The sequence below is a fragment of the Nocardia sp. CNS-044 genome (assembly GCF_059570515.1).
Genome location: NZ_JCANSX010000011.1, coordinates 360020 through 384812, shown reverse-complemented (window position 1 = coordinate 384812; position 24793 = coordinate 360020). Strand labels below are relative to the sequence as shown.

Sequence of the window (24793 nt, the reverse complement as noted above, 5' to 3'; positions counted from 1 at the left end):
CGATGGAGGAATCGAGTTCCAACACCCTCGGCGTCTGCGTCCGGCTCACGGTCATCGGCGCGTGCTTCGATCTGCTCGCCTGGCACGCGGACCTGCTTGCCATGGCCGAGGATCCGGCCCGCAAGACGCTGATGGCGACCTGGTTCGTCCTCGGATGGGGTTTCGCTCCCGGTGTCCTGACCTGGCTGGTCATCCAGCGGGGGTCGCGACATCTTCCGGCCGGGCCCGCCGCGGGCGTGATCGCGGCCGCCGGTCTGTCCGTCACCGTCGCCGTGTGCTATCCGATGTATCTGTACATCGCCGATCCCGCGTTCATGGCCGCGGCGATGGGCACGAGCCCCGGCGCGGCGGCGCATGCCGGGCACCACAGCGCCGGGCCGGTGGTGAGCTTCGAGGTGTTGCTCGTTCCGACGTTGATCGTCGTCGGCTTCGCGATCGCGAACGCGATCGGTCCCGCAAGCTCCGGGCGCAGCGCGCATGGCTCGCCTCGATAGTCCGCCGAAGCGGACAGGCGTCCCAAGGCGAGACCGGCGGAGCGCGTTATGGAGTCGTGGCGTTCTCGGTTCGCGCGGAGTTGTCGTGCGGCCGGGCGTCGCCGGATTCGTCGAGGTGGAATCTCCGCCGCACATCCGGGCGGGTGAGCAGTTTGGCGGGGTAGCCGGGGCCCGGGCGCGGGACGACGTCGTCGACATCGATCGGTTCTCGGCAGTGTCCGCACACCACCTCGGCCGTACTGTCGTGTCCGCAGGGCTCGTGGTGAAAGACCAGCGGCGGTCCGTCGCTGTCGGCGAGCCACCGATCGCCCCATCGGGTCATCGCGGCGACGATGGTGTAGAAGTCGCGCCCGGATTCGGTCAGCACGTACTCGCATCGGGGCGGCTGCGTTTCGTACAGGACCTTGTCGAGCAATCCGGCCTCGACAAGTCGGCGCAGCCGCTCGGACAGCGTGTTCCTGGCGATGCCGAGTTCCTGCTGGAACTCGTCGAATCGACGGAATCCGTAGAACGCTTCGCGCATGACCATCGGGGTCCACCAGTCGCCGAGCAGGTCGATGGTGCGCGCGAACGAGCAGGGCCAGTGTGCGAACGAGGTACGCCTCATTCGACCATGCTAGCGGATCTATTTATGAGACTCAGCAGCTAGAACAATTCTTTTGCATTTGCGCAGTGGGTCTATCTACGCAACTATGGAGGCAGAGGGGCTAGCGGGAAGGGTTCGGAAATGGAGTGGACCGGACAGGTCTATGCGGACGTGCCGGTGGTCGCCGCGGAGGTCTACATCGAGGCGGACGCGAACGCGGTATGGGAGCTGATCAGCGATATTCACCTGATGCCGCAGCTCAGCGCCGAGGTGCAGGACGTGTCCTGGCTGGACGAGGCCACCGGTCCCGGCGTCGGGCGCCGGTTCGTCGGCCGGAATGCCCATCCATCCCTGGGCGAATGGGAGACGGTCAGCACCGTGGTGGAGTTCGACGGACCACGTCGATTCGCTTGGGCGATAGGCGATCCCGCCCATCCGTCGTCGGTGTGGCGGTTCGCGCTCGAGCCCACCGGTTCGGGGACGACACTGCGCCAGGAAGCGCAGATGGGACCGGCGCCGTCCGGACTCAGCCTCGCGATCGAGGCGATGCCCGACAAGGAACAGAAGATCGTTTTCGTGCGGCTGCGCGAATTCGAGAGCGGTATCCGAACCAACCTCGCCGCCATCAAGCGGCTCGCCGAACAGGAGAAGTGATGCGCACCGCGACGACCGTGGAAGGTACCGGCGGCGATTGGCGCACGATCACCGAGTTCGTCGTCGAAGCCGAGAAGCTCGGGCTCGACATGTGCTGGGTGGCCGAGGCGTGGGGGAGCGACGCGCCGTCGCCGCTGGGTTATCTGGCCGCGCGCACGGAACGAATCCTGTTGGGTTCGGGCGTCATTCAGCTCGGAACCCGATCGCCGGTCACGATCGCCCAGACCGCGATGACCTTGGCGCAGCTGTCGGGTGGCCGGTTCCTGCTCGGCTTGGGCGCCTCGGGTCCACAGGTCATCGAGGGGCTGCACGGCGTACCGTTCGCCCACCCGCTGCGGCGCATGCGCGAGACCGTCGAGATCGTCCGCCAGGTGTTCACCGGCGACAAGATCGCTTATCGCGGAAGAGAATTCGCGATTCCGCTGCCCGATGGACAGGGCAAGCCGATGCGGGTTTCCCTGGAGCCGGTGTCGGTGCCGATCTACCTCGCGACGCTGTCGCCGAAGATGCTGGAACTGACCGGTGAGATCGCCGACGGCTGGCTGGGTACCAGCTTCGTCCCGGAAGGCGCCGACGAGGCGTACTTCTCCCATCTGGACAAAGGCCTGAGCCGCTTCGGTCGCACCCGCGCCGATCTGGACATCTGCCAAGGCGCGGAAGTGAACATCGTCGCCGACGAGGCGGACCTGCCGGAAGTGCTCGCCAGTCGCAAGCTGGAGCTGGCGTTCTCGCTGAGCGCGATGGGCACCAGCACGACCAACTTCTACAACAACGCCTACAGCAGGCAGGGCTGGTCGGATATCGCCGCCGAGGTGAACGAGCGCTGGCACGCGGGCGACCGCGCCGGTGCGGCGGCGCTGATCAGCGACGACATGGTGCTGGCCACCACCCTCATCGGAACGTGCGACATGGTGCGCGACCGGTTGCGGGTCTGGCAGGAAGCCGGTGTCGACACCGTCCGCCTCTATCCCGCGGGGGACACCCTCGCCGCTCGCCTGGACAACCTCGGCCAAGCCCTCGACATCATCCGCGCCTTACCGTCTCGCTGAGCAGCCCCAGCCGCTCGGAATCAATTGGCGGATCTGGCCGAGGAACTGCTGGGCAGCAACGACTTACGCCTCTACACGGCCGAGGCGTGGGCGAAGTACACCGGTGCGGCGGACTACGACCAGCATCTACACCGCGACTACCTCAACCACACCCTGCTGGTGCCGAGCAGCGCCCCGGCCTTCAAGCAGGTCGAGATGTTCGTCTTTCTCGACGACGTCCCCGAGGATCTGGGCCCTCCCCATCTCGTATCGCGAACTCACACAAGGGATATCGCCGCCACACCGAACTGGTTTCCGGATGGGGAGTCCGGACAAGACCCGGCCGCGAGGTTCCGCGGGCCGGGCCGACCGGACCTGTACGAACGTGAGGTCTCCGCCGCCGGTCCCGCCGGCACGGTGGTGGCGTTCGAGTTGGGCACCTTTCACCGCGGTACCGGCATGGCACGGCCGGGCGGCGCGCGTTTCTCGATGCATCTGGGCTACCGCCGCGCCGACAACGAGTGGGGCCAGCGCTACGGATGGGCGCTGCGCAGCCACGAACCCGCCTGGTATCGGTTCGTCGAACGCGCCAGCCCGCGTCAGCTACAGCTCTTCGGATTCCCGCCGCCCGGCCATGCCTTCTGGACCGACGAAACTCTGGCGGGCATGGCGTTGCGCTACCCCGACCTCGACCTGTCACCTTGGCGCTACCGACCGTGACCGGAGTCGGGTTCGGCTTCGATGTGTCGGTGAGGGCCTGGCGCCGCGTTTCTGTCGTACCGGCGGTGTAGTTTCCGGCGCGTGGCATTGAACTGGAAGCTCGTCATCGACAGCAAGAACGCGCCCGCCCTCGCGGACTTCTGGGCCGCGGCCCTGGAGTACGAGGTGGAAGACCCCAGCGCTCTCATCGAGCAGCTGCTCGCCGCGGGCCATCTCGGCGAGGAGGCGATTCTGGAGCACGGAGGCCGCAAGATCTTTCGCGGCTACGCCGGAATCCGGCATCCCGACGATCCGTTCGATCCGCTCAGTGGCGTCGGGCGCGGCAGGCGGCTGCTCTTCCAGGACGTACCCGAGGACAAGTCCGGCAAGAACCGCCTGCACATCGACGTGCATAGCGAGCCGGGCGATCTCGAGGGTCTCGTGGCACGGCTGGAAGGGCTCGGCGCGACTCGCGTCCGCGAGTTCGACAACGGACCCGCCGGGCACTGGTGGGTCATGCGAGACCCCGAAGGCAACGAGTTCTGCGCCGCGTAGATCCGGTTCCACCAAGGTGGTGATCCGTTCACCCCTTGGGGAAGCGACTTCAGCTCTCGGGGCACTGACTACGGCGGACGATCCGGCGGACAGTGGGACACGTAACCACCAGCGAACCGGAGCCTCCGATGTCGATCACCAGCACAGCCGCCACCTCGGCGGGTCGGCGTGCCACGGTCTCGACCCGAGACGGTGTGGAACTCGCCCTTCGTGAATACGGACCGCAAGACGCGGAGCTCACGGTCGTACTCCTGCACGGACACTGCCTGCGCACCGCGTCTTGGGCCTACGTCCGCGACGCGCTGATGCGCAAGTATCCGGGCGGTCGGCTCGTCTGCTACGACCACCGCGGCCACGGCGACTCCGCCGTCGCGTCCCGTCAGACCTACAACCTCGAGCAGCTCGGCCACGACCTGCGCGACGTGCTCGACGTCGTCGCCCCCATCGGGCCGGTCGTGCTGGTCGGCCACTCCATGGGTGGCATGACCGCGCTGACCTATGCCAGCTTGTACCCGCACGAAATCGGCACTCGCGTCGTCGGCGTCGCGCTCATCGCGACCGCCGCGAACGGGCTCGCCGACGCGGGCTTCGGCCGTCTCCTGCGCAACCCGGTCATTTCCTTGTTCCAGGCCGCCGTCCGGCGCGCGCCGAGCATGATGCACCACGCGAAGCTGTTGGCCTGCAAGGTCTTCGCCCCCCTCATCCGCACCGCCGAGTTCGGCGATCGCAAGGTCAGCTCACGGGTGCTGACGCTCGCCAACGCGATGCACAACAAGACTTCGATCGTGACGATGGCGAGCTTCCTGAGCGCCTTCATGGTCTACGACCAGACCGACGCGCTCGCCGTCCTCTCGAAGATCCCGACGCTGGTGCTGTGCGGCTCGGCCGACCTGATGACGCCGCCCTCGCACTCCGTCGCGATGGCCGCCACCATCGAGTACTCGGACCTGGTGATGGTCGAGGGCGCTGGCCACTCCGTGATCCTCGAGCAACCACGCCACGTCGCCGACGCCCTCGCCCGCCTGCTGGAGCGAGCGGGCGGCACCCCTGTGGCCGATGATCCCGACCTCCTCGCCGCATAGTCCGCACGGACTGTCACCTTTCGGGCAGAAGCGTCCCTAGTGGGCCGAGGTCGATGTTCAGGTCCTCGGGTGTGAGACCGAAGTGCTCGCGCAATTCGTCCATGCGCTGCTCGAGCAGCATGAGGGTGGTGCCGATGCGTTCGATCTGCGCCTCGCTGAGGTCGCCGTCGTCCACGCGGCGCAGTGCCTGGCGCTCCATCAGCTGTCGCAGCAGCTCCACCAAGGTGAGTACGAGCGTGACGAGTCCGCGTTCGACGGATTCGGGATCGGCGTCGATACGCGGTGACAGGCCGTCGAATTCAGTCATCCGGGGCCGGTTCCAGTGCGCTGCGCGCCGCCGGCGCGAGCGGGTTGGCGGAGATGGTGCTGACCGAGGAGATCAGGGCGCGCAGCGAGATCTGGACCATGTCGACGTCCGCGATGGAGAGCCTGATGTCGCCGGTGACGACGACGCCGCCCGCGAGCACCCGATCCAGCAGATCGATGAGCGCGACGCGTCGCTCGCTGTCGGTGCGCGTCATCGCGCCTCCCGTTCCGCACCGGCGAACGAGTACGGCGGCCAGGGACCGGTGAGCTCGAGCCGGATGCCGGGGAACTGCTTCCCGAGATCCTCCACCACCGCGGCGAATTCGTCGGCGCGGTCGTCGTCGACGAGGTAGGTGCCGTTGAGCACCATCCAGTCCCGGCGGCCGTTCAGCACGGGATCGGTCAGCGGCTGACGCCGACCCGCCGCGGCCTGCCGGACGAGGCGCTCGTGGATCTGGTCGGCGCGCTCGGCCGCGTCACGTTCGACGGTCTCCCGCGCGGACAACTGCGCGCGCCGCCGCAGCAGATAAGCCGTGCCCGCGCCGCCTCTTTCGGTCCGGGCCAGATCGGCCTCGGCCACCGCGGCGGTGAGCGCCGCCCGGTCGCCGTAGGCTTTGACGCCCCACTCGGTCCGCCCCTGGATCAGGGCAAGCGCCGATTCGAAGGCCGCGCGGCGTTCGTCGAGCATGCCGCGCACCCGGTCGTCGTCGAGGAAGACGACGGCCAAGCGCAGCGGCACGGCCGCGCCTCGTCGCGCCAGTGCGGAGACCACGGCGTCGTGGGCCCGAGCCGTCGCCTCCAGCCACGTCAGATCCTCCAGATTCCGGCGCAGCGGCTCGTCGCCGAAGACCGCGAGCGGCACCGACCCCACGACTGCCGCGAGATCGCCGGAGACCACCGTGCGCACCGCCTCCCCGGCCACGCCGGTCAGGTCGCCCAGGTCTGCCCCGAGGTCCGCGGTCACCGCGTACAGCCAGACTCCGTCGGCGTCAGTCACGGTCTCGCTCTTCCTCCGGTTCGCGTGCGCGCTCGATGGGCTTGCGGCCGAGATCCTTTCGCGACTCCAGTTCGGCGATCCGATCGCGCAGCTTCTGGTTCTCGAGTTCGAGATCGTGATCCTGCCGCTCGAGGGACCGTGCCTTGCTGTTGAGCCACGGATCGGTCTCCCACCAGTCGATGCCCACCGCCTTCGCGGTCTCCAGCGACGCGACCACCAGCCGCAGCTTGATCGTGAGGAGCTCGATGTCGAGCAGATTGACCTGAATGTCGCCCGCGATGACCAAGCCTTTGTCGAGGACCCGCTCGAGGATGTCGCCGAGGTTCGTCGACCGGTGGCCGCCGCCGTACGGCTCCGGCATCGATGATCCGCTGTTCACGACGGTCATGACGAACCTCGGACACCGATGTCGGTACTACCGCGGCTGTAACGCCGGGTTCTGCGGTAGGCCACCAGGTTCCCGTCCAGGTCGAGTTCCACCTCGTAGAGCGCGAGCATGTCCGACGACGAGGGGATGCGACGGTCCTCGAGCACCTCGATCTCGACCAGCCAGCCCTCCTCGATAGGCTCGGCCGAGGTTGCCCCCTCGGCCTGCTTCGAAGTCAGCTCGGCCAGCTCCGCGATCGCCGCCGCGGCCGCCTGTGCGGCGGTCCGGCACTGCGATCGATCCGATCGGCCGCCGTCCTCGGTCTCGTCGTCGGCTCTCCGGGCGCTCACTCGGATCACTCCCTCCGGTCAGGCGGTGCCGCGCGGGCGCATCATCCGGTCGAGGACCGCCTGCTGGGCCTGCGCGTGCTCTTCCTCGGACAGTTGACCGGCCGCCCTGGCCTCGTCGATCGCCTCGAGCTCACGCCGGATGGTCGCCGGATCGTTCAGCTGCCGTTCGACTTCGTCCTGGATGACCTGACCGAGCCAGATCACGCCGCGGACCGGAGCGAGCGGCAACGTGACGATCGCCGAAATCAAACCCACCGATCAGCCCTCCGGTGCGCGCTTCATCACGAAGTCGTAGGCCGCCATCGGACCGAGCAGCGACAAGGTCACGCGGTCCTCCCACTCGTCGGCGAGCCGAGCCAGCGCATCCTCCAAGTCGCCCTGCCTGGCCAGCTCCACAAGGATCGCGACGTGCACCGCGTCCTGCTCGTTGGTCGGGGGCCGCTCGTTGACGAGGGGGTCCAGCTCGTCGAGCGCGTCGAGCACTCGACGGGTGTCCTGGGCTCGTTTCGCTTCGATGCCCTGGTTGATGATCTCGCCGAGTGCCATCCTGGCGTCCCGCGTGGCATCCGCTTCCTTGTCACGGATCGCGTCGCGCAATCGAGCCGCCTCGGCGTTCTCGGCGAGCAGTTCCCGCAGGATCGTCTTCTCGACGTAGCGACCTTTGACCACGAACTGCGCGCGACCTTCCAATTCCTCCAGCGCCGCGCGGAATTCGTCCTGATGGGCCTCGAGCAACTCCTTCTCCACCGCTTCGGCGGTGGACATGACGGCGCCGAACCGCAGCGGCAGCACCGGTGTCACGGCGGCCGAGCCGTCCAGCAGCTCCGCGTGCGCGGTCATGTCGGCCGGAGTACCGAGCGGGCGGTCGGTCGAGATCTCGCTGACCAGCGCGCCGATGTCTCCATGTCGCACCACGGTGACGCCGTGATCGCCGACTCCCGAGGCCTGCTCTTCCGGTTCCACATCCGCGGGCACGATTCCGTAGACGTACACCGCGGTACTCCCAGCGCTTTCCTTCTCTCGCGCTTCGGTCGCTTGTTCGGTGGACATCAATCCTCCCTACGTTTCGTCGACCGGCTTTGCTTCTCGCGCCTCGCCTCGACGTCGTCCATGAAGTTCAGGACTTTCTCGCCGGCGGCCTCGAGCGCGCCCTGGGTCTTGTGCTTGGCACCGCCGCTGGCGACCTCCCCGACCAGATCCGGCAGACCCTTCGGTTCGGTGTCGGAGATTTCCAGTCGATTGACGGCCTCGGCGAATCGCAGATAAGTGTCGACGCTGGCCACCACGACTCGGGCGTCGATGGTCACCAGTTCGATACCGACCAGCGACACGCGCACGAACGCGTCGATGACCAGACCTTTGTCCAGAATCGTGTCGATGACGTCGGCCAAGCCCGAAGAATTCGGGCGGGCAGCGACACCTCCGCCACCCGCGGGTTCGATGGTCATGCTTCTTGCCTCCTGCGCGCGGTCGCTCGGCGTTCCGTGGTGCCGCGCCTGCTCCCTGATGTGGTGCGACGACTCGTCGAGGTGGCGCGCCGGCGCGCCGCGGGCCGACGGGCGGGCCGCTCGTCTTCCTCGGCCTCCTCGCCTTCGTCGGCCTCGTCGCGTTCTTCGTCTTCGTCCTCGTCGGGTTCTTCTTCCTCGGCCTCGTCGCGTTCGCCCTCGTCCTCGTCCTCGTCAGGTTCTTCGTCTTCGTCGGGTTCTTCGTCCTCGTCCGTCTCCTCTTCCTCGGCTTCGTCGTATTCCTCACCGTCGCCGGCCTCGTCGCGTTCCTCGTCCTCGCCTTCTTCCTCCTCACGACGGGCGGTCTCGTCGTCCTTGACCACCTTCTTGTCACGGATCTCGCCGTGCCAGCCCACGATGTCGTCTGGGTGCAGCACGCTCTCGGTCATGACGTGACGCTGGAAGTGCTTGAGTTCCAAACGAACCCGGCGTCCGGCCGCACGCCAGAGGTTGGCGGTCTTCTCGAAGAGCCCGGCGGGGTGGTACTCGAGCACCACGATGATCCGCGTCAGATCGGGGGTGAGTTCGTGGAAGGTCACCGCGCCGTCGATATAGCCTTTGTGGCCCTTCGACCGCCACACGATCCGCTCGAACGGCACCTGTTCGACGATGGTGGAATTCCAGGTCCGCTTGGACCAGAAGACCTTGCCGGACCATTCGAGCTTCTCGTCGGAGACCTGCTCGACTTGCTGGACCTTCTTCATGAACTTCGGGAAGTCCGCGAACTGGGTCCACTGGTCGTAGGCGAGGTCGATCGGGACACCGACATCGATGTGCTCGACGATATTGGTCAGCTTGAGCTTCTTGCCGCCGCTGCCCTTGCCTTTACCACCGGTCAGGGATTCCTTCACGTCTTGGAACTTCTCGGTGGCGGAGCTCTTGAGCTTGTCCATACCCGCGCTCATCGCCGCCGACATCGGTGATTTGCCTTCGGCGAGCTTCTCGACCCCGGTCAACGCCGACAGCAGGTTGCCGCCGCCGCCCTCGGCCACTTGGGTGAGACGATCAGCTGTCCCGGCTACCCGGCCGGCGACACTCGTGAGCGCACGCTCGGCGATGGTTCCCGTGAGGTTCCGCAGTGAGTCCTGCAGCTGCTGCTGCGGTGTTGCGGAACCGGCCGTCTTCTTGGCCCGGCTCGCGGCTCCGGTCGCGGTCTCACCGAGCTTGCGGGTGACGTCTTCGAGAGATTTCGCAGCCATCGCCGTCACCTCCTGGTGCGTCGCACCGGCGCGCTGTCGGCGGTGTCGGCTCGGGCTCGACGCTGTCGGGAGCCCGTCGGCTTACGCTCCCCGGAGCCGGACGATTTGGCCGGTGTCCGCTTGGAACTGGTCGCCGCGGCCCGACGGCGGGTGGGCGTGCGTGAGCGGGTGGATGAAGACTTCTTGCCTTTCTCGGGCTCGGCGTCCTCCTGGTCTTCGTCCTCGCCCTCCCGGTCTTCGTCGGATTCGTAGTCTTCTTCGGCGTAGTCGTCCGCGTCTTCGGGCCGCTCCTCCTGGCCGGTGTCTTCGTCCGCCTCGGAGGTCTCGCCGCCGCCCTGGAGGCGGGCGTTCAACGCATCGATACGGTTGCTCGCGGCGCTGACCGCCGCGGCCCGCGCGGCGTCCATCAGCTCACCGCGAATCGTGTCGGTGATCTTGGTCAGTTCCTTCGACGACCCGAGCACCGACGCACCGCGTTGCAGCAGGGCCTGCGGGCCCCCCGCCTGCCTGCTCAATCCCGCGCCCGCGAGCATCAACGCCAGTCGCATTTTGCGCGTGCGTCCCAGCACGTATCCGATCCCCACCCCCGCCGCCAGCCTCGCTCCACCCTTCATGGTCACTCCTGGTTTGCCATCCGCTCTATATCAGCGCGTGTGCGAAACGGAGCCCGGTTGCAGCCTCACTCGTTCAGAGGTGGGCCGGATCACATCACGCCCCTAGTCTTCGACGCTACGCCGAATATGAGGCGGTTGTAACCGCGTTCTTCCTGCGAAAAGCCGGAGCGGTCCGATATGTGAAACGCACGAGCGCGCACAACGGGTGATCGGAGCTCGACGCGGGTGCGAGATCGAACGATCGAAGGCCTGAATGAGCTGTGAGATAGCCAGATGGCCCGTTCGGCTGCGGTACGGCGGGCATGCCGTGGCAAAAGAGTTGCGAACGAGCGGAATTCACCGCCGGTTTCGTGCGAAGGCGCGCGGGTACGCGACGGCTGTGACCGCCTCGAATTCGCCTGCCGCCAGCCGGAGTGCTGGTGCGCTCCGCACCGTGTTGGTCGTGGTGTCCGCCGCCGATCGCATCCCTTTGCGCGAGGGCGGCAGTGAACCGACCGGCACCTATCTCGGTGAACTCGTCGAGCCGACCGATGCCATGCTCGCCGCTGGCTTCCGGCTGTCGTTCGCGACACCGGGCGGCAAGATCCCGACGATCGACGGCACCTCGTGCAGCCTGATGTACTTCGGCATGTCCCGCCGCGCCCGCGACGCGGCGCTGACCAGCTACACCCGCCTGCTCGAGCTCGGCCTCGCCGAGCCCGCCGACCTCGCCGACCTGGCCGCTTCGCCGCGCGACCTCGCCGGTTTCGACGCGGTGTTCGTCCCCGGCGGCCACGCGCCGCTGGTCGACCTGCTGTACCGCGACGCGTTCACCGACGATTCGCGCAACGAGGACTTCGGTGCGCTGCTTCGGTACTTCCACGACCACGACCGGCCGACCGCGCTGATCTGCCACGCACCTGCCGCGCTCGCCGCGGCCCCGAAGGTGGATGGGCGCTGGATCTACGACGGCTACCGGATGACGTGCTTCAAGACCGTCGTGGACACCATGCTCAGCGTCGTCCCGGTGGCGCGCCGGTTCCGCGGTCACCTCGCTGTCGATCCGACCGAGCTGCTGCGCGAGTGCGGCGCGCGCGTCGAGCAGACCCGGCTGCCGATGGGCAGCAAGATCGTCGACGACCGCGAGCTGTTGACCGGGCAGGATCCCTACTCCGCCAAGGCACTCGGCGCCGCCTTCGTCGCGAAGGTTCGGGCAAGCGCACCGCTTGCCGGTGTCACACGGGAATGATGTGGGCTTGCCGGGCACGCCGTCATGATCAATTTCTCCAAGCCCGCACTGGCGAAACCTCTTTCGCGCACTCCCAATCGCGTGATCGCGGTACGCGACGAAAACACCGGCCCGAGAAAGGAAACAAAGAATAACGTTTCAATCACGGAGCCTTCGGGTACTACAACGATATGACTTCACGGAACGACCGAGCTCGCCGAATAATCGGCATCGAGCGCGGTACGGCCGTGCTGTGCGCTCTCATCGCCACGGCCCTGGCCTGCGGCGTTGCGATTTTGACCGGTTCACTGACCTGGGCGCTCGCCGCGGGCGCTTCGATCTGCGCGGGAATGGCGGTGAGCCTGCCGACGATAACTCGACAAGCACCGCCACCGCAGACAATTCGCGATTTTTGATCGCAATCGACATATCGCCGTCATCAATTCGCAAAACATCCGCGCGATCGTGTTCGCGCCGAACGTCTGTCAGCCGTGCGATCCCCGCCGAAATCGATGCCGCGACCGGTGCGTCGTCCGGCAGGTCGAGCAACCCGCGACCTCGACGGCGATATCGGTGGTCATCGAGTCACGACTCGCCGAGGCGCGACGAACCGCGCGGCGTGGAGACAGCGGGCGGTCTCGGCTGATTGGATCGGTGCGTGACAGTCGAGGGTTTTCAGTTGATCGGGCAGCGGCCGGTGGTCGAGGCGATGCCGGCGTGGGCGCCGCACTTTCCGCAGTTCGATCTCGTTTTCGGGTATTCGGATCTCGGGCACACGTTCCTGGTGAACAGCCAGTCGGGGGAGTGCGCGGTGTTGCATCCCTATCGGGCCGCGGCGAAGGGTTACGGCGCGTTCGCCGATCCCGCCGAGTTCGCGGATCGGGTGCTGCGCGAGCAAGGGTTCGCCGATTACGTGCTGCGCACCGAGCATGTGGCGCGGATTCGCGACCTGCTCGGGCCGCTCGCGCCGGAGCAGGTCTACATCGCGACGCCCTATCCGTTCCTGGGCGGCAGCGAGGCGCCCGAGACCTACGACACCGGCGAGTTGTGGACGTTTCTCGAGCTCGTCGCGCAAGCTCAGCAACTTCAGTAGCGGGGGGCATTCCGACCGGTCCGTAGACATGTCATGATGGGAACATGTGTTCGAATTACAGCGCGGCCGGGTCGGGTGGTCGACGGTGAGCGAGGACGGCTGGTCGGCGGTCCGGCGTCTGCCGCGACCACGTCCCGTGCTGGTCGATCCGAAGCGGATCTGGCTGCTGCCGAACCGGCCGGGACCGCAGCGTCCGTCGCTGGGCGTCGCGTCCAACAGCCTGGACCCGAGGTTCCAAGAACCGTGGGTCCAGGCGACCCAGTACGGCTGGGTCCGGCTGCACCTGGGGCACTACGTCGCCTGGTATGCCGAGGTCGCGGTCGACTACCGCACCCGCAACAAGCTCACCGAGACGACCCTGCGGCACTGGGTGCCCTGGGATGCGGTCCGGTTGCCATCGCCCGACAAGAAGCGGTGATGGCAACCGCGACGAGGCCGGGCTACGTCCCAGCATCCGCCCCGCGGTCCGGTCGGGTGGGTCGGTCCGCGAACACACACCGATCTCGGCTTCACCCCCGACTGGAACGGGAGTGAGGTGGGCTCGAGCAACGAACGCGCGCCGATCTCAGCGTCCGGGGACAGGCAGGGGGCCGAGTTGGTCGGGGGCCTCGAAGGCTCCGATGGTGAGGTCCGGGATGTGGTGGACGATGTCGAGGATTTCGCCGAGCTGGTCGACGGTGTCGAGCAGCTGGCGTTCGGTGTGTTCGCTGGTCAGGAAGAACCGCAGCCGTTCGGCGCCCGCGGGCACGACGGGGGACAGGATGGCGCCCGCGTTGTAGCCGCGCTGTAGCAGCGCCGCCGCGGCGTATCCGGCGCGGATCTCACCGGGCACGATGACCGGCACGATCGGGGTCGATTCGGAGTCGGCGAGATTCATGCCTCGCGCGCGCAGCGCGCCGGTGAACAAGCGCGCGTTCGACCACAGGCGGGTCAGCCGGTCGGGTTCGTCGGCGAGCACGTCGAGCCCGGCCAGGACGGCGGCGACGTTGGCCGGGGACGGTCCCGCGGTGTAGAGCGCCATGCCGGGCGCGGCGTACTTGATCGCCTGAACCAGGTCGGCGTCGCCCGCGATGAACCCGCCGGTGCTGCCGAGCGCCTTCGACAGGCTGCCCGCCCAGATGTCGACCAGGTCGCCGGGCAGATCGAAGTGTTCCCGGCTGCCGAGTCCGGTGGCGCCGAGGACGCCGATGGCGTGCGCCTCGTCGACGAGGACCGCGCAATCGTATGTCCGTGCCACGGCGGCGATCTCGGCGATCCGGCCGAGGTCGCCGTCCATGCTGTAGTGGCCCTCGATGATCACCAGCGCCCGATCGAACTGGTGGCGGCAGGTCCGCAGCAGCGCGGCGAGCGACTCGGGATCGTTGTGCCGGAAGGTGACTCGTCGGCACCCCGCCCACTGGGTGCCCGCGACCAGGCTGGCGTGCGCGAGCGAATCGCACACGGCGACATCGCCTTCGCCGAGCAGGAAGCCGATCACCGCGGCGTTGGTGAGGAACCCGCTCGAGGTCACCAGCGCCGCGCCCGCCCGGTAGATGTCGGCGAGGCGGCGTTCGAGCACGCCGTAGAGCGGGATCTCCCCGGTGACGATGCGGGTGGCCGAGGCGGAGGTGCCGTAGCGTTCGGCGGCCTCGTTGGCGGCGCGGATGACGCGCGGGTGTCCGGCCAACTCCAGGTAGTTGTAGGAGCTGTAGTTCACCAAGGCCTTTCCGCCGGAACGGATCACCGCGCCGTTGTGTCCTTCCGGCGAGAGGAACAGCGGATGCGGCAGCCCGGTGGCGTCGATCAGCCGCTGGATCGCCGCCTGCTTCTCCAGCGCCGCCACCACGGCCGGATGGTCGGCGAACTGGCGTCCCGGTCCGCGCCGCGCGCTGGTGCGCGGAGTGGCCTGCGCGGCTTTGGGCCGATCCGGCGGCGCGGCGGTGTCGCGCTCGCGGGCACCGGCCAGCAGCCGCCGCGCGATGTCCCGCTCGTCGGTCATGCCGGAACCGCCTGGGCGCTTCCGGATCCCACGATGATCTCGGCGATCCTGGCGCCGGCCTGCGCCAGGCTGAACGAACGACCCAGCTGCATACTGTTCATCTCCACACCGAGGGTCTTGCTCACCAGCGCGCCGAACTCGACCGCCATGAGCGAATCCAGGCCGAGTTCGGGCAGCGGAACCGACAGGTCGATGGAATCCGGAGCCACGCCCATCACCTCGGCGAGCTGTTCGGCGAGAACATAACCGACGACGGCCGCGCGCTGCGCCTCGTCCAGCGCGACGATCTCGCCGCGCAGCCGCGCCGCGGCCGAATTGTCCTCCGAGGCCGCGGCGATCAGCTCGGCGACGCGCGCGGTGTAGGCCAGCTGCGGCGCGGCCAGCACCACCTTGCTCCAGTCGACCGGGATGATCGCGGCCTGCCGGACGCCGAGACGCAATGCCTCGCCGAGGTATTCGGTGCCGTCGTCCATATCGATCGCCTCGAAGCCCGCGATGCGCAGGTAGCGCTGCACGTTCTCGTCGGCGTCGACCATGCCGCCGCCGGACATCGCGCCCCAGCCGATGCACAGCACCCGCTCGCCGCGGCGCGCCAGTTGGTCGGCGAACGATTGGAGCGCGAGATTCGCCGCGGTGTAGGAGTATTGGCCGATCCCGCCCATGATGGCGCTGCCGGAGGAGAACAGCACGATCAGGTCGGGGCGCACCTTCGCGGCGGTCAGTGCGGTGTGCAACGCCAGCGCTCCGTCGAGCTTCGGACGGAAGACGGCGGTCAGGCTGGCCCGGTCCATCGTCGTGATGCGCTGATCGTCGAGAACGCCCGCCGCGTGGAAGACACCGCGCAACGGATGCGCTTCGGTGTGGACGCGCGCCACGACCTCGCGCATCGCATCGGCGTCGGTGACGTCGGCGCGCTCGACGAGCACCTCGACCCCTTCGGCGCGCCAGGTGTCCAGGTGCGCGCGGGCGGTGTCGGTGCCCGCACCGCCGCGGCCGATCAGCACCAGGCGCCGCGCGCCGCGGCGGACCAGCCAGCGGCCGGTGGCCAGGCCGAAAGCGCCGAAGCCGCCGGTGATCAGGTAGCGGCCGTCCGCATCGATGGGCACGTCGGCGGATTGCGGTCGTACCGGCGGTGTTTCGCCGGTGAGGTCGAGGGCGATGCGCCCGAGGCGGGTCGAGCGCAGGGCCTCCTCGAACGCGGCCCCGACCTCGTCGACGCCGAAACTGTGGTACGGCAGCGGACGGTAGGTGCCGTCGGCGAGTCTCTCGTTCACCGCCTGCACCCTGGCCACCACCTCGGCCCGGCGCAATTTCAGCATGCGGTCCAGATCGAAGGAGAAGTACGCGACGTTCTTGTCGAAGTTGCGCAGGTCCAGCACGCCGCCGGAGTAGATGTCGGCCTTGCCGATCTCCACGATGCGCCCGAATTCGGCGACGGCCTTGAAGTTCTGGTGCACGATCTCGCCCGGCGCGGTGCTGATGACGATGTCGGCGCCGCGGCCGTCGGTGAGGCCGAGGACGTCGTCGACGAAGTTCAGCGACCGCGAGTTCACCACCTCGTCCGCGCCCTGCTCCAGCGCATAGGCGCGCCGTTCGTCGGTGCTCGCGGTGCCGATCACTCGCGCGCCGTGCCGCTTGGCGACCTGGATCGCGCAAGCCCCGACGCCGCCCGCCGCCCCGTGTACCAGCACCGTCTCCCCGGCGCGCAGCCGCGCCAGATCGAGCAGCGAGTACTCGGCGGTGACGAAGGAGACCGTCGAGGTGCACAGTTCCGGCCGAATGCTCTCCGCCGCGGGTCCCACGACCTCGGTACTGGCGACGTGGAAGCGTTCGATCATGCCCGCCGAGGCCAGCCCGACGCGGTCGCCGACGCGCAACCGGGTCACGTCGGGGCCGACCCGCACCACGGTGCCCGCGCCCTCCATGCCCGGCGCGACACCGAAGTGGGTCTCACCCAAGTCGTCCGCGCCCAGGACGCCGAGAATCTTGAGCGGGTCCTTGAAGCCCAGTCCGATGGCGGCCATCCGCACCTCGACTTCACCGGGACCGGGGGCCCGGCGCGCGGCGCGGCGCCAGCCGAGCTGGGACAGCACGCGCGAGCGCGGGATGTCGAGGACGAAATTGGCCTCGGGATCGGTCAGCGGCGCCGGATCGTCGAGAGCGGTGAGCCGGTCGGGCAGCGCGCGCGTCACGACGGTGCGCCACCGTAATCCGTTGCGCAGGAACACTTCGTCGGACCCGTCGGCGCTGAACGCGCCGGGAACGGACAGTTCGGCGAGCAGCTCGGCTTCGGAGGTCTCCGGTTCGATGTCGACCAGACGCCAACGCAGCGGTGGCTGCTCGTTGAGCAACACCCGGCGCGCGCCCGCGAGGGCCGCGTGGGCGGGATTGGGCACGGCCGTGTCCTCTGGATGCGTGAAGGCGCGTTCGGTCACCAAAGTCACGTGCACGGAGCCGTCTCCGGTCAACGGCAGCGGCTCGGGATGCATTTCGTCGGCGACTTCTTCCACGATCAGCGCCAGCCTGCTCAACAGCCACAGGTCGGCGACCGGGTCCGCGCTCGTCCCGGCCACCACGCAGACGTGCACGCGGTCGACGCCTTCGGTGGCGTGCGCGGCACTCAGCCGCTCGGCCAGCGCTTGTTCGAAATCGTTTGCCGGGAAGAGTATTTCGGCTCGGCTGGTCGAACGCGCGATCTGTTCGACGCGGGCGGGGGCGGCGCCGGACAGCGGGACGACGAGGGTGTACGCGGTGGCGGCCTGCGGCAGCGCCGCGCGGTCGAGCGGATCGCGCAGGGTCCAGCGTTCCTCGTAGTAGAGGTCTTCGAGCCGGCGCCGCAGCCCGCCGCCGAACGGCACCGCCTGGAACTTCGCGCCGACGATCTGCAACACCAGGTTGTGCTCGGAGTCCAGCACCGCGACCTCGGCGCGCAGCGGTTCGGTCAGCCGGGCGACGACCACCGCGCGCGAGGGCAGCGGCGCGAACATCCGCACCGCGGCCGCGCCGACGGGGATGACCGCACCCGTCAGTTCGGGCCCGCCCGCGTCGCCGAGGGAGACGACCTGCCAGGCCGCGTCCAGCACGCACGGGTGCGCCAGATGCCCGGCGGTCGCGGCGATGCTCGCGTCCAGCGTCGCGACGACGGTGTCGCCGTCCACCCAGGCTTCCCGCACCAATCGGAAGGCCGGGCCGTGGGCGACGCCGGTCGCGGTCAGGTCGTCGTAGAGAGTCTCGGGCACGACGGGCGTCATGGCGGCGGTGTCGGGGACCGCGATCTTGCCCGGTTCGAACGCGCCCTCGACCAGCCGGCCGGTGGCGTGCACGGTCCACGTCGTCCCGACCGCGGTCCGGGAGCGGATGGTGAAGCGGCGGGTCGACTCCTCCACGCGCAACTGCATCACCGGAACATCGCCGCGTTCGACGAGCAGTGGCGCGATGAACCGCACCTGCTCCACCGCGGCGATGCTGTGTTCGACGCTCGCGCCGTACTCGACGGCGGCCGCACTCAACGCCGCGTCCAAATACGCTGCGCCGGGCAGGATTCGGGAGCCGTCGACGACGTGATCATCGATCCAGGGCAGCACCTCGGCGGCGATCGGGACGGTCCAGTGCCGCTCGTCGTCCAAGCCAGGGTCGCCGAGCATGGTGTACAGGCCGGGAGTGCCGTACCGCTGCTGTGACGATTCCGGCAGGTCGGAGCGCAGGCGCTTGCGCTGCCACGGGTAGCGGGGGAGCGGCAGGTGCGCGACGGGTGCCGTGCCGACCAAGGCGGGGATGTCGAGGGCGCCCGCGGTGTAGAGCCCGGCGATCATCTCGCGCACGCTGACCGCGTCGGCCTGCTTGCGCCGCAGCGTCGCGACGGTGGCGCCTTTCTCGCCCGCGTGCAGCAGCAGCTCGCGCAGGTTGGCGGCCAGCACGGGATGCGGGCCCACTTCGAGGAAGACGCGTTCGCCCGCGGTGATCAGGCCGCGAATCGCCGCGGCGAAGCGCACCGGCCGACGGACGTTCGCACACCAGTAGTCGGCGTCCCAGTCCGCCTCGGTCACCCGGTCGCCGGTCACGGTGGAGTAGAGCGGGATCGACGGGGGTCGCGGGGTCAGGTCGGCGAGGGCGGCGCGCAGGGAGTCGAGGATCGGATCCATCAGCGCGCTGTGGTACGGGACCTCGACCTGTAGTCGCTTCGCGAAAATGCCGCGCTCGGTGAGTGTTTCGGCGATCTCGTCGAGCCGGTCGATCGCGCCGGAGAGCGTGACGGCGGTCGGGCTGTTGATCGCGGCGATGTCGACGCCCGCGCCGAGCAGGTCGGCCGCCTCCTCGGCGGGCAGGCCGACCGCGAGCATGCCGCCGGTGCCCGCGGTCGTGGCCTGGAGACGGGCGCGGTGATAGGCCACTGCGACCGCGTCGGTGAGCGAGAGCATGCCGGTGACGTAGGCGGCCGACACCTCGCCGACGCTGTGCCCGACCACCGCCGACGGCCGGGCGCCCAGCGCCGCAAGCGTTTCGAAGAGCGCGACCTGGACGAGGAAGTTCGCGGGCTGAGCGATCTCGGTCGCGGTCACCCGGGACTCGTGCTCGGGACGGGACAGTTCCGCGCGGATCGACCAACCGGCCAGGGCGGTGAACGCCGTGTCGACACGTTCGGCCGCCGCCACGAAGACCGGGTCGGTGGCGAGCAGATCCCGCGCCATGCCCCACCACTGCGGACCCATACCGGTGAACACGAAAACCGGTCCGACGGAGGGGTTTCCGACGGCACGCACCGGTGCGCGACCCTCGCCCGCAGCGAAGCCGCGCAGGTCGATGATCAACTCGGCGGGATCGACGAACGGCACACCGACCCGAAACGGGTGGTGGTGCCGCCTGGTCCAGGCCGCTGCGGCCACGTGATCGGGATCAGCGCCGGTGGCGAGCAGCTCGGCGTACGCGGCCGCGAGCTCGCGCACTGCCTGTTCGTTGCGCGCCGAAATGGGCAGCACGCCACGGTGGCGCGGGGCGGTTGCCGCAGCCGCGGGAGCGGTATCGAACGCTGCCGGAGTGTGGCCGACCAAGGTGAGCGCTCGATCAACCGACGTGGACGCTCGGTCGACCGGCACGTGCGCCGCGAGGGACGCCGCGGGTGCGGTCCCTCGCCCATGGGCAGGCCGGTACTCGCGCAAGATGGCATGGGCATTGGTACCGCCATAGCCGAACCCGTTGACCGCCACCGTCATCCACTCCTCGGGACCGACCGGCTGCGCCTCGGTCTGAATCGTCAACCGCAGCTCGTCGAGCGCGAGGTCTGGATTGAGTTCGTCGTCGAGCCAGCCCTGCGGCGGCAGCGTGCGCCGGGAGATGGCCAGCGCCGCCTTGATGACGCTCGCGACGCCCGCGGCGGCCTCGGTGTGCCCGAGGGTCGCTTTCACCGATCCCACACCCAACGGCGCGGTGCGCCCCGCGACGGCGCCGTAGGCCCGCCCGATCGCGCGCAGTTCCAGCGGGTCGCCGACCGGCGTTCCGGTGCCGTGCGCCTCGACGTAGGTCACCTCGTGCGGTGCGATGCCCGCCCGCGCGCACACCGATTTCGCCAGCGCCTCTTGGGCCTCGGCGTTGGGCACGGTGATGGCGGTGGTGCGGCCGTCCTGGTTGGAACCGGTCGCCTCGATCACCGCGTAGACGCGGTCGCCGTCGGCTTCGGCATCGGCGAGTGCCTTGAGCACGACCATGCCCGCGCCCTCACCGCGCCCGTATCCGTCGGCGGTGGCTCCGAAGGACTTGCTTCGTCCGTCTTCGGCGAGGAAACCGCCCTTGCACATGGAGATGAACGTGCCCGGTTGCAGCATCAGGTTCACCCCGCCCGCCAGTGCGGTGCGGCAGTCGCCGTCGCGCAGCGCCTGGCAGGCAAGATGCAGCGCGACCAGCGACGAGGAGCACGCGGTGTCGACGGTGACGCTCGGCCCACTCAGGTTGAGCGTGTAGGAGATTCGATTGGACAGCATCGTGTAGGACGCGCCCGCCGAGGAGTGCATGTCGATGTGCGGCACCGCCTCGCCGGTGAAGCCGACCGCGAGCTGGTCGAGGGTGAACGCGCCCAGGTAGACCCCGACCGGCGCCTCGCCGGTGCGGCCCGCGATGCCCGCGTCGTCGAGCGCTTCCCACGCGACCTCGAGCACCAGCCGCTGCTGCGGGTCCATCGCCGTGGCCTCGCGCGGGGAGATGCCGAAGAAGTCGGGGTCGAACGCCCACGGATCGGTGGTCAGGAACGCGGCGCGCTTGGTGTACATCCGGCCGGGCGCGCGGCGGTCGGGGTCGTAGTAGCGGCGGTAGTCCCAGCGGTCGGCCGGGATCTCGGTGACCGCGTCGCGCTTGTCCACCACGAAATCCCAGAACGTGTCCGGCGAGTCGATGCCACCGGCGTAGCGGCAGCCGATGCCGACGATCGCGATGTCGGTCACGAAATGTGCTCCTTCACTCGGCGAGGCTGCTCGGCAGCCACATCATCACGTTGACGAGGGGACCGGTGCGTCCGATCCGCACCCGGCCCACTCGCAGCGCCCCCAGCGCCCGGTAGTAGGCGACATTGCCGTCCTTGCAGACCCCGAACATCGGCGCGCCCACCCGTTCGATCTCCGCGATCGCGTAGGCGAGCACCGCCCGGCCGACCCCGCCGCGCTGGTGCGCGGGATCGACGCCGAGGGTCACGCCGAAGAAGTGCGGTAGGCCCTTGGCCAGGTTGCTGATCGTGGCGTCCATCGCCAAGGCGCGCGGGCCGCCGGAACCCATGGCCCACACGAATTCCGGGATCGAGGCGAGGTAGCGCAGCGGCCCGAAGCGGTAGTCCGGGGTCTGCCACAGTCCGCCTCCGACGATGCGTCCCGCACTGGTCGCGACCAGAGCCCCGCCCGCGGGCAGGTATTGGTGGCGGATCATCGCCCTGGTCAGCCGAGGCTGGTTGCGGCGACGCTGCGCGAGGTCGGGAAACATGTACTCGCCGAACGGATCGTCGGCGTCGAAGGCTCGATCCAGCACCGAGACCAGCTCGGGCACATCCTGTTTCGTAGCGGTTCGCACCACTACGTCGTCGAACGTCTGAGGCACCAGGAACTTTCGTGACGGGTTGTGTGAAAACCCCTGCCCGAGCAGGAATTTCTATTTACAAACAGCAACGTACACCAATCGGCGGCAGCGCGCGACGGAAAGCTACCCGCCGGTAATCGAGGAAAAAAGTTCCCGCAAGCCGGTACTTTCGACGGGCCGCGAGGACCCGTCGCGCGCCGGACGCGTCGTCTACTCTTCGACCGAGCCCGCACGGGCCGAACACCCTTCGGCGCATACGCATTCACACACGATGAGGACTGCCGCATGACGACATCGGCAACCGAGAAACCCACCGACGACCGAGGCGACACCACCCTGCACCCGCCGCGCTGGCAGCCCGCGCCCATGCGCTGGCATCGCACCGAGGTCGGCTGGGCGCAGTCCTGGCGCTACGCCGCCGCGCTGATCCCGCGCTGGCGCGACCGGACGCTGGTGCACTACCTGACCGTGGAGCTGCCCGGCGCCGACGACGTGCTCGTCGCGCGCATGCCGATGCTGCGCTACGCCGTGGTGCGCAACCCCGAACTGGCCCGCCGCATCCTGGTCTCGAATCAGGAAAACTATTGCAAGAGCGCGGAATACGACATGATGGCGGTGACCTTCGGCCAGGGCCTCGTCACCGATATGGACGACCGGCGCTACCAGCGCAACCGCCGCCTCGTGCAGCCCATCTTCGCGCGCGGCAACATCGAGCAGTTCGCCGGACCGATCACCGAGGCGGCCACCGACGCCGCCGACCGCATCCTGCGCGTCTGCGCCGCGGACGGCTCGGTCGACATCGGCGCCGAGATGAACCGGTTGACCCTGGACATCGTGGCGCGCACCATGTTCGGCACCGACCTGTCCGGCCCCATCTCCCAGATCCGGCTGACGAACCTGCTGAAGTTCTTCGGCGTCGGCTTCGCCACCAACATCAGCAGGCCGTTGCGCGCGCTGTCGACGTTCGTCGTCCGATGCACGACACCCGAAGAGCGGCGCGCCGGTTCACGCGTCCCCATCCGCGCCATGCGCTGTCTGACCTGGCTCACCGCCCCGCACATCATGCTCGAGCTGCGCCGCATCGAGCGGGCGGTGGACACCCTCGTCGCCGATCACCGCGACGGCCGCATCGCGCGCAAAGACAATCTGCTCGGCCTGCTGATGGAAGCGCGCGATCCGGAAACCGGCCACGCCTACAGCGACACCGAGATCCACGACGAGCTGATGACCTTCATCGGCGCCGGGATGGAGACCTCGGCGACCGCGCTGACCTGGACCTGGAAGCTGCTCGCCGAGCATCCCGAGGCCCGCGCCAGGATGGACGAGGAGCTGCGCGACGTACTCGGCGAGCGCACCCCCGCCGCCGCCGACGTGGACGAGCTGGTGTGGACCAAAGCCGTCCTGGCCGAATCGATGCGACTGTATCCGCCGATCATCGGGCTGACCCGGGTGGCGAAGGGACCGGACGTGCTGGCCGGCTACCGGATCGAGCCGGGGACGACGGTGGTGATCAGCCTGCACGGTGTGCACCACAACGCGTCGGTCTGGGCCGACCCTGAACGCTTCGACCCCTCGCGGCACCTGCCGGAGAACCTGACCACCGAACGCAGGCACGGATCGCTGGCCTTCAGCGCGGGCAAACGCATCTGCATCGCGCAGAACTTCGCGATGATGGAAATGGTGCTGTCGCTGGCGGTTCTGGCGCAGCGGATGGATATGGACCTGGCGACCGAGGAACCGATTCGGCGCGCGCTGTCGTTCACCGGCGGGCCGGACGGGCCGGTCCCGATGACGGCGACACCACGCGCCTGAGTTCAGACGCGCAGAGCGGTGAAGGGCGCGAACGGGATGTTGCGCAGCACCAGCCAGCCGAGTACCAGAGCGAGGGTGACGTGCGGGGCGTTGCGGTACTGATACCAGCGCACCGAGTCGCGGCCACGGACACGGTCGCGCGTCCAGAAGACGAACGTGCCGACCAGCGCGAGCAACGCGAGCAGGCCGAGAGCGTTGTAGTGCAGCGCCGCGGGCAGATCGCCGTGCAGCAGCGAGTACAGCATGCGGGAACTGCCGCAGCCGGGACAGTTGATGCCGAACAGCGCCTTGGACGGGCAGACCGGGATGACACCGCCGGGCGTGTTGGGTTCGGCCCACAGCACGGCGGCGCAGACCAGTGCGCCCGCACCGGCGACCGCGACGGGCGCGGCCAGCCGGTGCGAGACGGAGACGGGCGTGCTCACACCCCGGAGGCTCCGATGAGCGCGATGTTGGCGACGAGGGCGATCACGAACACGATCACGCCGCACACCGCCGAGATCATCGTCCACTTCTTGGCGTCCTCGGCGGCACGGTAGGCCTCGGCGGCCTGCCCCTGCGCCCATAGGCTGTTGACGTTGGCCGCCTTCATGATCGCGACGATGCCGAACGGAAGACAGCAGAACACCGTCGCCAGGATCGCCCACACCATGTTGTTCTCCGGCGGCGTTCCCGGGTTGTAGCCGGGGCCGTAACCGGGAGCGGCCGGGTAGCCCGGGGCGGGCGGGTAGCCACCCGCGGCCGGATAACCCGGCGCCGCGGGGTAGCCGGGCGCGGCAGGGTAACCCGGCGCCGCGGGATACCCCGGCGCGGCCGGGTACCCGGGCTGCTGCGCGTAGGGGTCGCTCGCCGGTTGCGGCTGCTGCTGCGCGTACGGGTCGGACTGCTTGTACGGGTCGAAGCCGGGCTGGGGCGGGGGGTACGTCATCAATTCCTCACTTGTCGTCGACGCTCGGCGAGCGCGGGTCTGATTTCGGCGGAACTCCGAGCACGCCCCCCGAACGACCTTGACAGTCTGTCGACCAGGTCTCCGGCAGTGTAGTGGGTCGGATCCACCAGTTCCTGTCGGCCGTCCGCCGCGGTGCCGCCCGCCGCGACAGCATGTTTCGGCCGCGGGCCCGGGTTTGCCGCACGCTGATCGCTAACGGACGGCGCCGCGATCGCGCACGCCACGGCGCGTCGCGTGCGGACTCGCGGCGCGGTGGCGGAGCGCC

At 68.8% G+C, this 24793-nt stretch carries 26 protein-coding genes; 10 read left to right on the top strand and 16 right to left on the bottom strand.

The window, feature by feature from the left end:
* The first annotated feature begins 2 nt into the window (after window positions 1-2).
* Complete coding sequence (locus tag T333_RS29985) at window positions 3-494, top strand: hypothetical protein (RefSeq protein WP_355001401.1); 492 nt, start codon at window positions 3-5, stop codon at window positions 492-494.
* Window positions 495-540: 46 nt separating this feature from the next.
* Here the strand turns inward: T333_RS29985 and T333_RS29980 are convergent, their stop codons facing one another.
* The gene (locus tag T333_RS29980; protein WP_355001400.1) at window positions 541-1101 is read right to left on the bottom strand and encodes a winged helix-turn-helix transcriptional regulator; all 561 of its coding nucleotides are present in this window, start codon (window positions 1099-1101) and stop codon (window positions 541-543) included.
* A 120-nt stretch (window positions 1102-1221) separates the two neighbouring features.
* Between T333_RS29980 and T333_RS29975 the strand changes: the two genes are divergently transcribed.
* The 5 genes from T333_RS29975 to T333_RS29955 all read left to right on the top strand — a co-directional run bounded on the left by T333_RS29975 (window position 1222) and on the right by T333_RS29955 (window position 5098).
* Window positions 1222-1734 carry an SRPBCC family protein gene (locus T333_RS29975; RefSeq protein WP_355001399.1) on the top strand — a complete coding sequence of 171 codons (513 nt, stop codon included), beginning with the start codon at window positions 1222-1224 and terminating at the stop codon, window positions 1732-1734.
* Complete coding sequence (locus T333_RS29970; RefSeq protein ID WP_355001398.1) at window positions 1734-2783, top strand: LLM class flavin-dependent oxidoreductase; 1050 nt, start codon at window positions 1734-1736, stop codon at window positions 2781-2783. The genes T333_RS29975 and T333_RS29970 overlap by 1 nt, the downstream gene beginning before the upstream one ends.
* A gap of 24 nt (window positions 2784-2807) precedes the next feature.
* Complete coding sequence (locus T333_RS29965) at window positions 2808-3482, top strand: phytanoyl-CoA dioxygenase family protein (protein WP_355001397.1); 675 nt, start codon at window positions 2808-2810, stop codon at window positions 3480-3482.
* 81 nt (window positions 3483-3563) lie between these two features.
* Complete coding sequence (locus T333_RS29960; protein ID WP_355001396.1) at window positions 3564-4016, top strand: VOC family protein; 453 nt, start codon at window positions 3564-3566, stop codon at window positions 4014-4016.
* 128 nt (window positions 4017-4144) lie between these two features.
* Complete coding sequence (locus tag T333_RS29955) at window positions 4145-5098, top strand: alpha/beta fold hydrolase (RefSeq protein WP_355001395.1); 954 nt, start codon at window positions 4145-4147, stop codon at window positions 5096-5098.
* A gap of 13 nt (window positions 5099-5111) precedes the next feature.
* Here T333_RS29955 and T333_RS29950 read toward each other — a convergent pair whose 3' ends face one another.
* The 10 genes from T333_RS29950 to T333_RS29905 are packed head-to-tail and all read right to left on the bottom strand — an operon-like array spanning window position 5112 to window position 10436.
* Entirely contained in the window at window positions 5112-5405 is a 294-nt protein-coding gene (locus T333_RS29950) for a gas vesicle protein K (protein ID WP_355001394.1), read from the bottom strand.
* Window positions 5398-5619: a gas vesicle protein gene (locus T333_RS29945; RefSeq protein ID WP_355001393.1), complete on the bottom strand. Its 222-nt coding sequence runs from the start codon at window positions 5617-5619 to the stop codon at window positions 5398-5400. Before T333_RS29945 ends, T333_RS29950 begins: the two co-directional genes overlap by 8 nt.
* Window positions 5616-6401 (bottom strand): GvpL/GvpF family gas vesicle protein, encoded by a 786-nt coding sequence (locus tag T333_RS29940; RefSeq protein ID WP_355001392.1) that lies wholly within the window; start codon window positions 6399-6401, stop codon window positions 5616-5618. The genes T333_RS29945 and T333_RS29940 overlap by 4 nt, the downstream gene beginning before the upstream one ends.
* The gene (gvpJ, locus tag T333_RS29935) at window positions 6394-6789 is read right to left on the bottom strand and encodes a gas vesicle protein GvpJ (protein ID WP_355001391.1); all 396 of its coding nucleotides are present in this window, start codon (window positions 6787-6789) and stop codon (window positions 6394-6396) included. Before gvpJ (T333_RS29935) ends, T333_RS29940 begins: the two co-directional genes overlap by 8 nt.
* Window positions 6786-7118 (bottom strand): gas vesicle protein GvpO, encoded by a 333-nt coding sequence (gene gvpO, locus T333_RS29930; protein ID WP_355001390.1) that lies wholly within the window; start codon window positions 7116-7118, stop codon window positions 6786-6788. The genes gvpJ (T333_RS29935) and gvpO overlap by 4 nt, the downstream gene beginning before the upstream one ends.
* An 18-nt stretch (window positions 7119-7136) precedes the next feature.
* A complete protein-coding gene (locus T333_RS29925; protein ID WP_355001389.1) occupies window positions 7137-7373 on the bottom strand; it encodes a gas vesicle protein GvpG in 237 nt (78 codons plus the stop codon).
* A 3-nt stretch (window positions 7374-7376) separates the two neighbouring features.
* Entirely contained in the window at window positions 7377-8168 is a 792-nt protein-coding gene (locus tag T333_RS29920; RefSeq protein WP_355001388.1) for a GvpL/GvpF family gas vesicle protein, read from the bottom strand.
* Entirely contained in the window at window positions 8168-8566 is a 399-nt protein-coding gene (gene gvpJ / locus T333_RS29915; RefSeq protein ID WP_097244002.1) for a gas vesicle protein GvpJ, read from the bottom strand. The genes T333_RS29920 and gvpJ (T333_RS29915) overlap by 1 nt, the downstream gene beginning before the upstream one ends.
* Entirely contained in the window at window positions 8563-9822 is a 1260-nt protein-coding gene (locus T333_RS29910; protein ID WP_496426586.1) for an SRPBCC family protein, read from the bottom strand. The genes gvpJ (T333_RS29915) and T333_RS29910 overlap by 4 nt, the downstream gene beginning before the upstream one ends.
* Before the next feature lie 5 nt (window positions 9823-9827).
* Entirely contained in the window at window positions 9828-10436 is a 609-nt protein-coding gene (locus T333_RS29905) for a hypothetical protein (protein ID WP_496426585.1), read from the bottom strand.
* Between the two features lie 433 nt (window positions 10437-10869).
* On the opposite strand from T333_RS29905, the gene T333_RS29900 reads away from it, so the two are divergent.
* The 3 genes from T333_RS29900 to T333_RS29890 all read left to right on the top strand — a co-directional run bounded on the left by T333_RS29900 (window position 10870) and on the right by T333_RS29890 (window position 13154).
* Window positions 10870-11664: a DJ-1/PfpI family protein gene (locus T333_RS29900; RefSeq protein ID WP_357247676.1), complete on the top strand. Its 795-nt coding sequence runs from the start codon at window positions 10870-10872 to the stop codon at window positions 11662-11664.
* Window positions 11665-12301: 637 nt separating this feature from the next.
* The gene (locus T333_RS29895; RefSeq protein ID WP_355001384.1) at window positions 12302-12736 is read left to right on the top strand and encodes a T6SS immunity protein Tdi1 domain-containing protein; all 435 of its coding nucleotides are present in this window, start codon (window positions 12302-12304) and stop codon (window positions 12734-12736) included.
* 46 nt (window positions 12737-12782) lie between these two features.
* Window positions 12783-13154 (top strand): hypothetical protein, encoded by a 372-nt coding sequence (locus T333_RS29890; RefSeq protein ID WP_355001383.1) that lies wholly within the window; start codon window positions 12783-12785, stop codon window positions 13152-13154.
* A gap of 147 nt (window positions 13155-13301) precedes the next feature.
* Here the strand turns inward: T333_RS29890 and T333_RS29885 are convergent, their stop codons facing one another.
* Genes T333_RS29885 through T333_RS29875 form a run of 3 tightly spaced genes read right to left on the bottom strand, consistent with a single transcriptional unit; the run spans window position 13302 to window position 21788 of the window.
* Window positions 13302-14714: an aminotransferase class I/II-fold pyridoxal phosphate-dependent enzyme gene (locus tag T333_RS29885; protein WP_355001382.1), complete on the bottom strand. Its 1413-nt coding sequence runs from the start codon at window positions 14712-14714 to the stop codon at window positions 13302-13304.
* Window positions 14711-21145: an SDR family NAD(P)-dependent oxidoreductase gene (locus T333_RS29880; RefSeq protein WP_496426584.1), complete on the bottom strand. Its 6435-nt coding sequence runs from the start codon at window positions 21143-21145 to the stop codon at window positions 14711-14713. The genes T333_RS29885 and T333_RS29880 overlap by 4 nt, the downstream gene beginning before the upstream one ends.
* Window positions 21146-21158: 13 nt before the next feature.
* The gene (locus tag T333_RS29875; protein WP_355001380.1) at window positions 21159-21788 is read right to left on the bottom strand and encodes a GNAT family N-acetyltransferase; all 630 of its coding nucleotides are present in this window, start codon (window positions 21786-21788) and stop codon (window positions 21159-21161) included.
* 264 nt (window positions 21789-22052) lie between these two features.
* Here T333_RS29875 and T333_RS29870 point away from each other — a divergent pair, with 264 nt between their 5' ends.
* Window positions 22053-23579, top strand: coding sequence for a cytochrome P450 (locus tag T333_RS29870; RefSeq protein ID WP_496426583.1), 1527 nt, complete (start codon window positions 22053-22055; stop codon window positions 23577-23579).
* A 2-nt stretch (window positions 23580-23581) separates the two neighbouring features.
* On the opposite strand, the gene T333_RS29865 is transcribed toward T333_RS29870, so the two are convergent.
* The gene (locus tag T333_RS29865) at window positions 23582-24004 is read right to left on the bottom strand and encodes a DUF2752 domain-containing protein (RefSeq protein ID WP_496426582.1); all 423 of its coding nucleotides are present in this window, start codon (window positions 24002-24004) and stop codon (window positions 23582-23584) included.
* A complete protein-coding gene (locus tag T333_RS29860; protein WP_141810689.1) occupies window positions 24001-24507 on the bottom strand; it encodes a CD225/dispanin family protein in 507 nt (168 codons plus the stop codon). Before T333_RS29860 ends, T333_RS29865 begins: the two co-directional genes overlap by 4 nt.
* Between the last annotated feature and the right edge of the window lie 286 nt (window positions 24508-24793).

Coding starts and splice junctions, on each gene's coding strand:
- T333_RS29860 (WP_141810689.1), bottom strand. CDS start 24,507: ATGACGTACCCCCCGCCCCAGCCCGGCTTCGACCCGTACAAGCAGTCC.
- T333_RS29945 (WP_355001393.1), bottom strand. CDS start 5,619: ATGACGCGCACCGACAGCGAGCGACGCGTCGCGCTCATCGATCTGCTG.
- T333_RS29975 (WP_355001399.1), top strand. CDS start 1,222: ATGGAGTGGACCGGACAGGTCTATGCGGACGTGCCGGTGGTCGCCGCG.
- gvpJ (WP_097244002.1), bottom strand. CDS start 8,566: ATGACCATCGAACCCGCGGGTGGCGGAGGTGTCGCTGCCCGCCCGAAT.
- T333_RS29985 (WP_355001401.1), top strand. CDS start 3: ATGGAGGAATCGAGTTCCAACACCCTCGGCGTCTGCGTCCGGCTCACG.
- T333_RS29870 (WP_496426583.1), top strand. CDS start 22,053: ATGACGACATCGGCAACCGAGAAACCCACCGACGACCGAGGCGACACC.
- T333_RS29905 (WP_496426585.1), bottom strand. CDS start 10,436: ATGAAGGGTGGAGCGAGGCTGGCGGCGGGGGTGGGGATCGGATACGTG.
- T333_RS29920 (WP_355001388.1), bottom strand. CDS start 8,168: ATGTCCACCGAACAAGCGACCGAAGCGCGAGAGAAGGAAAGCGCTGGG.
- T333_RS29950 (WP_355001394.1), bottom strand. CDS start 5,405: ATGACTGAATTCGACGGCCTGTCACCGCGTATCGACGCCGATCCCGAA.
- T333_RS29910 (WP_496426586.1), bottom strand. CDS start 9,822: ATGGCTGCGAAATCTCTCGAAGACGTCACCCGCAAGCTCGGTGAGACC.
- T333_RS29955 (WP_355001395.1), top strand. CDS start 4,145: ATGTCGATCACCAGCACAGCCGCCACCTCGGCGGGTCGGCGTGCCACG.
- T333_RS29885 (WP_355001382.1), bottom strand. CDS start 14,714: ATGACCGACGAGCGGGACATCGCGCGGCGGCTGCTGGCCGGTGCCCGC.
- T333_RS29970 (WP_355001398.1), top strand. CDS start 1,734: ATGCGCACCGCGACGACCGTGGAAGGTACCGGCGGCGATTGGCGCACG.
- gvpJ (WP_355001391.1), bottom strand. CDS start 6,789: ATGACCGTCGTGAACAGCGGATCATCGATGCCGGAGCCGTACGGCGGC.
- T333_RS29980 (WP_355001400.1), bottom strand. CDS start 1,101: ATGAGGCGTACCTCGTTCGCACACTGGCCCTGCTCGTTCGCGCGCACC.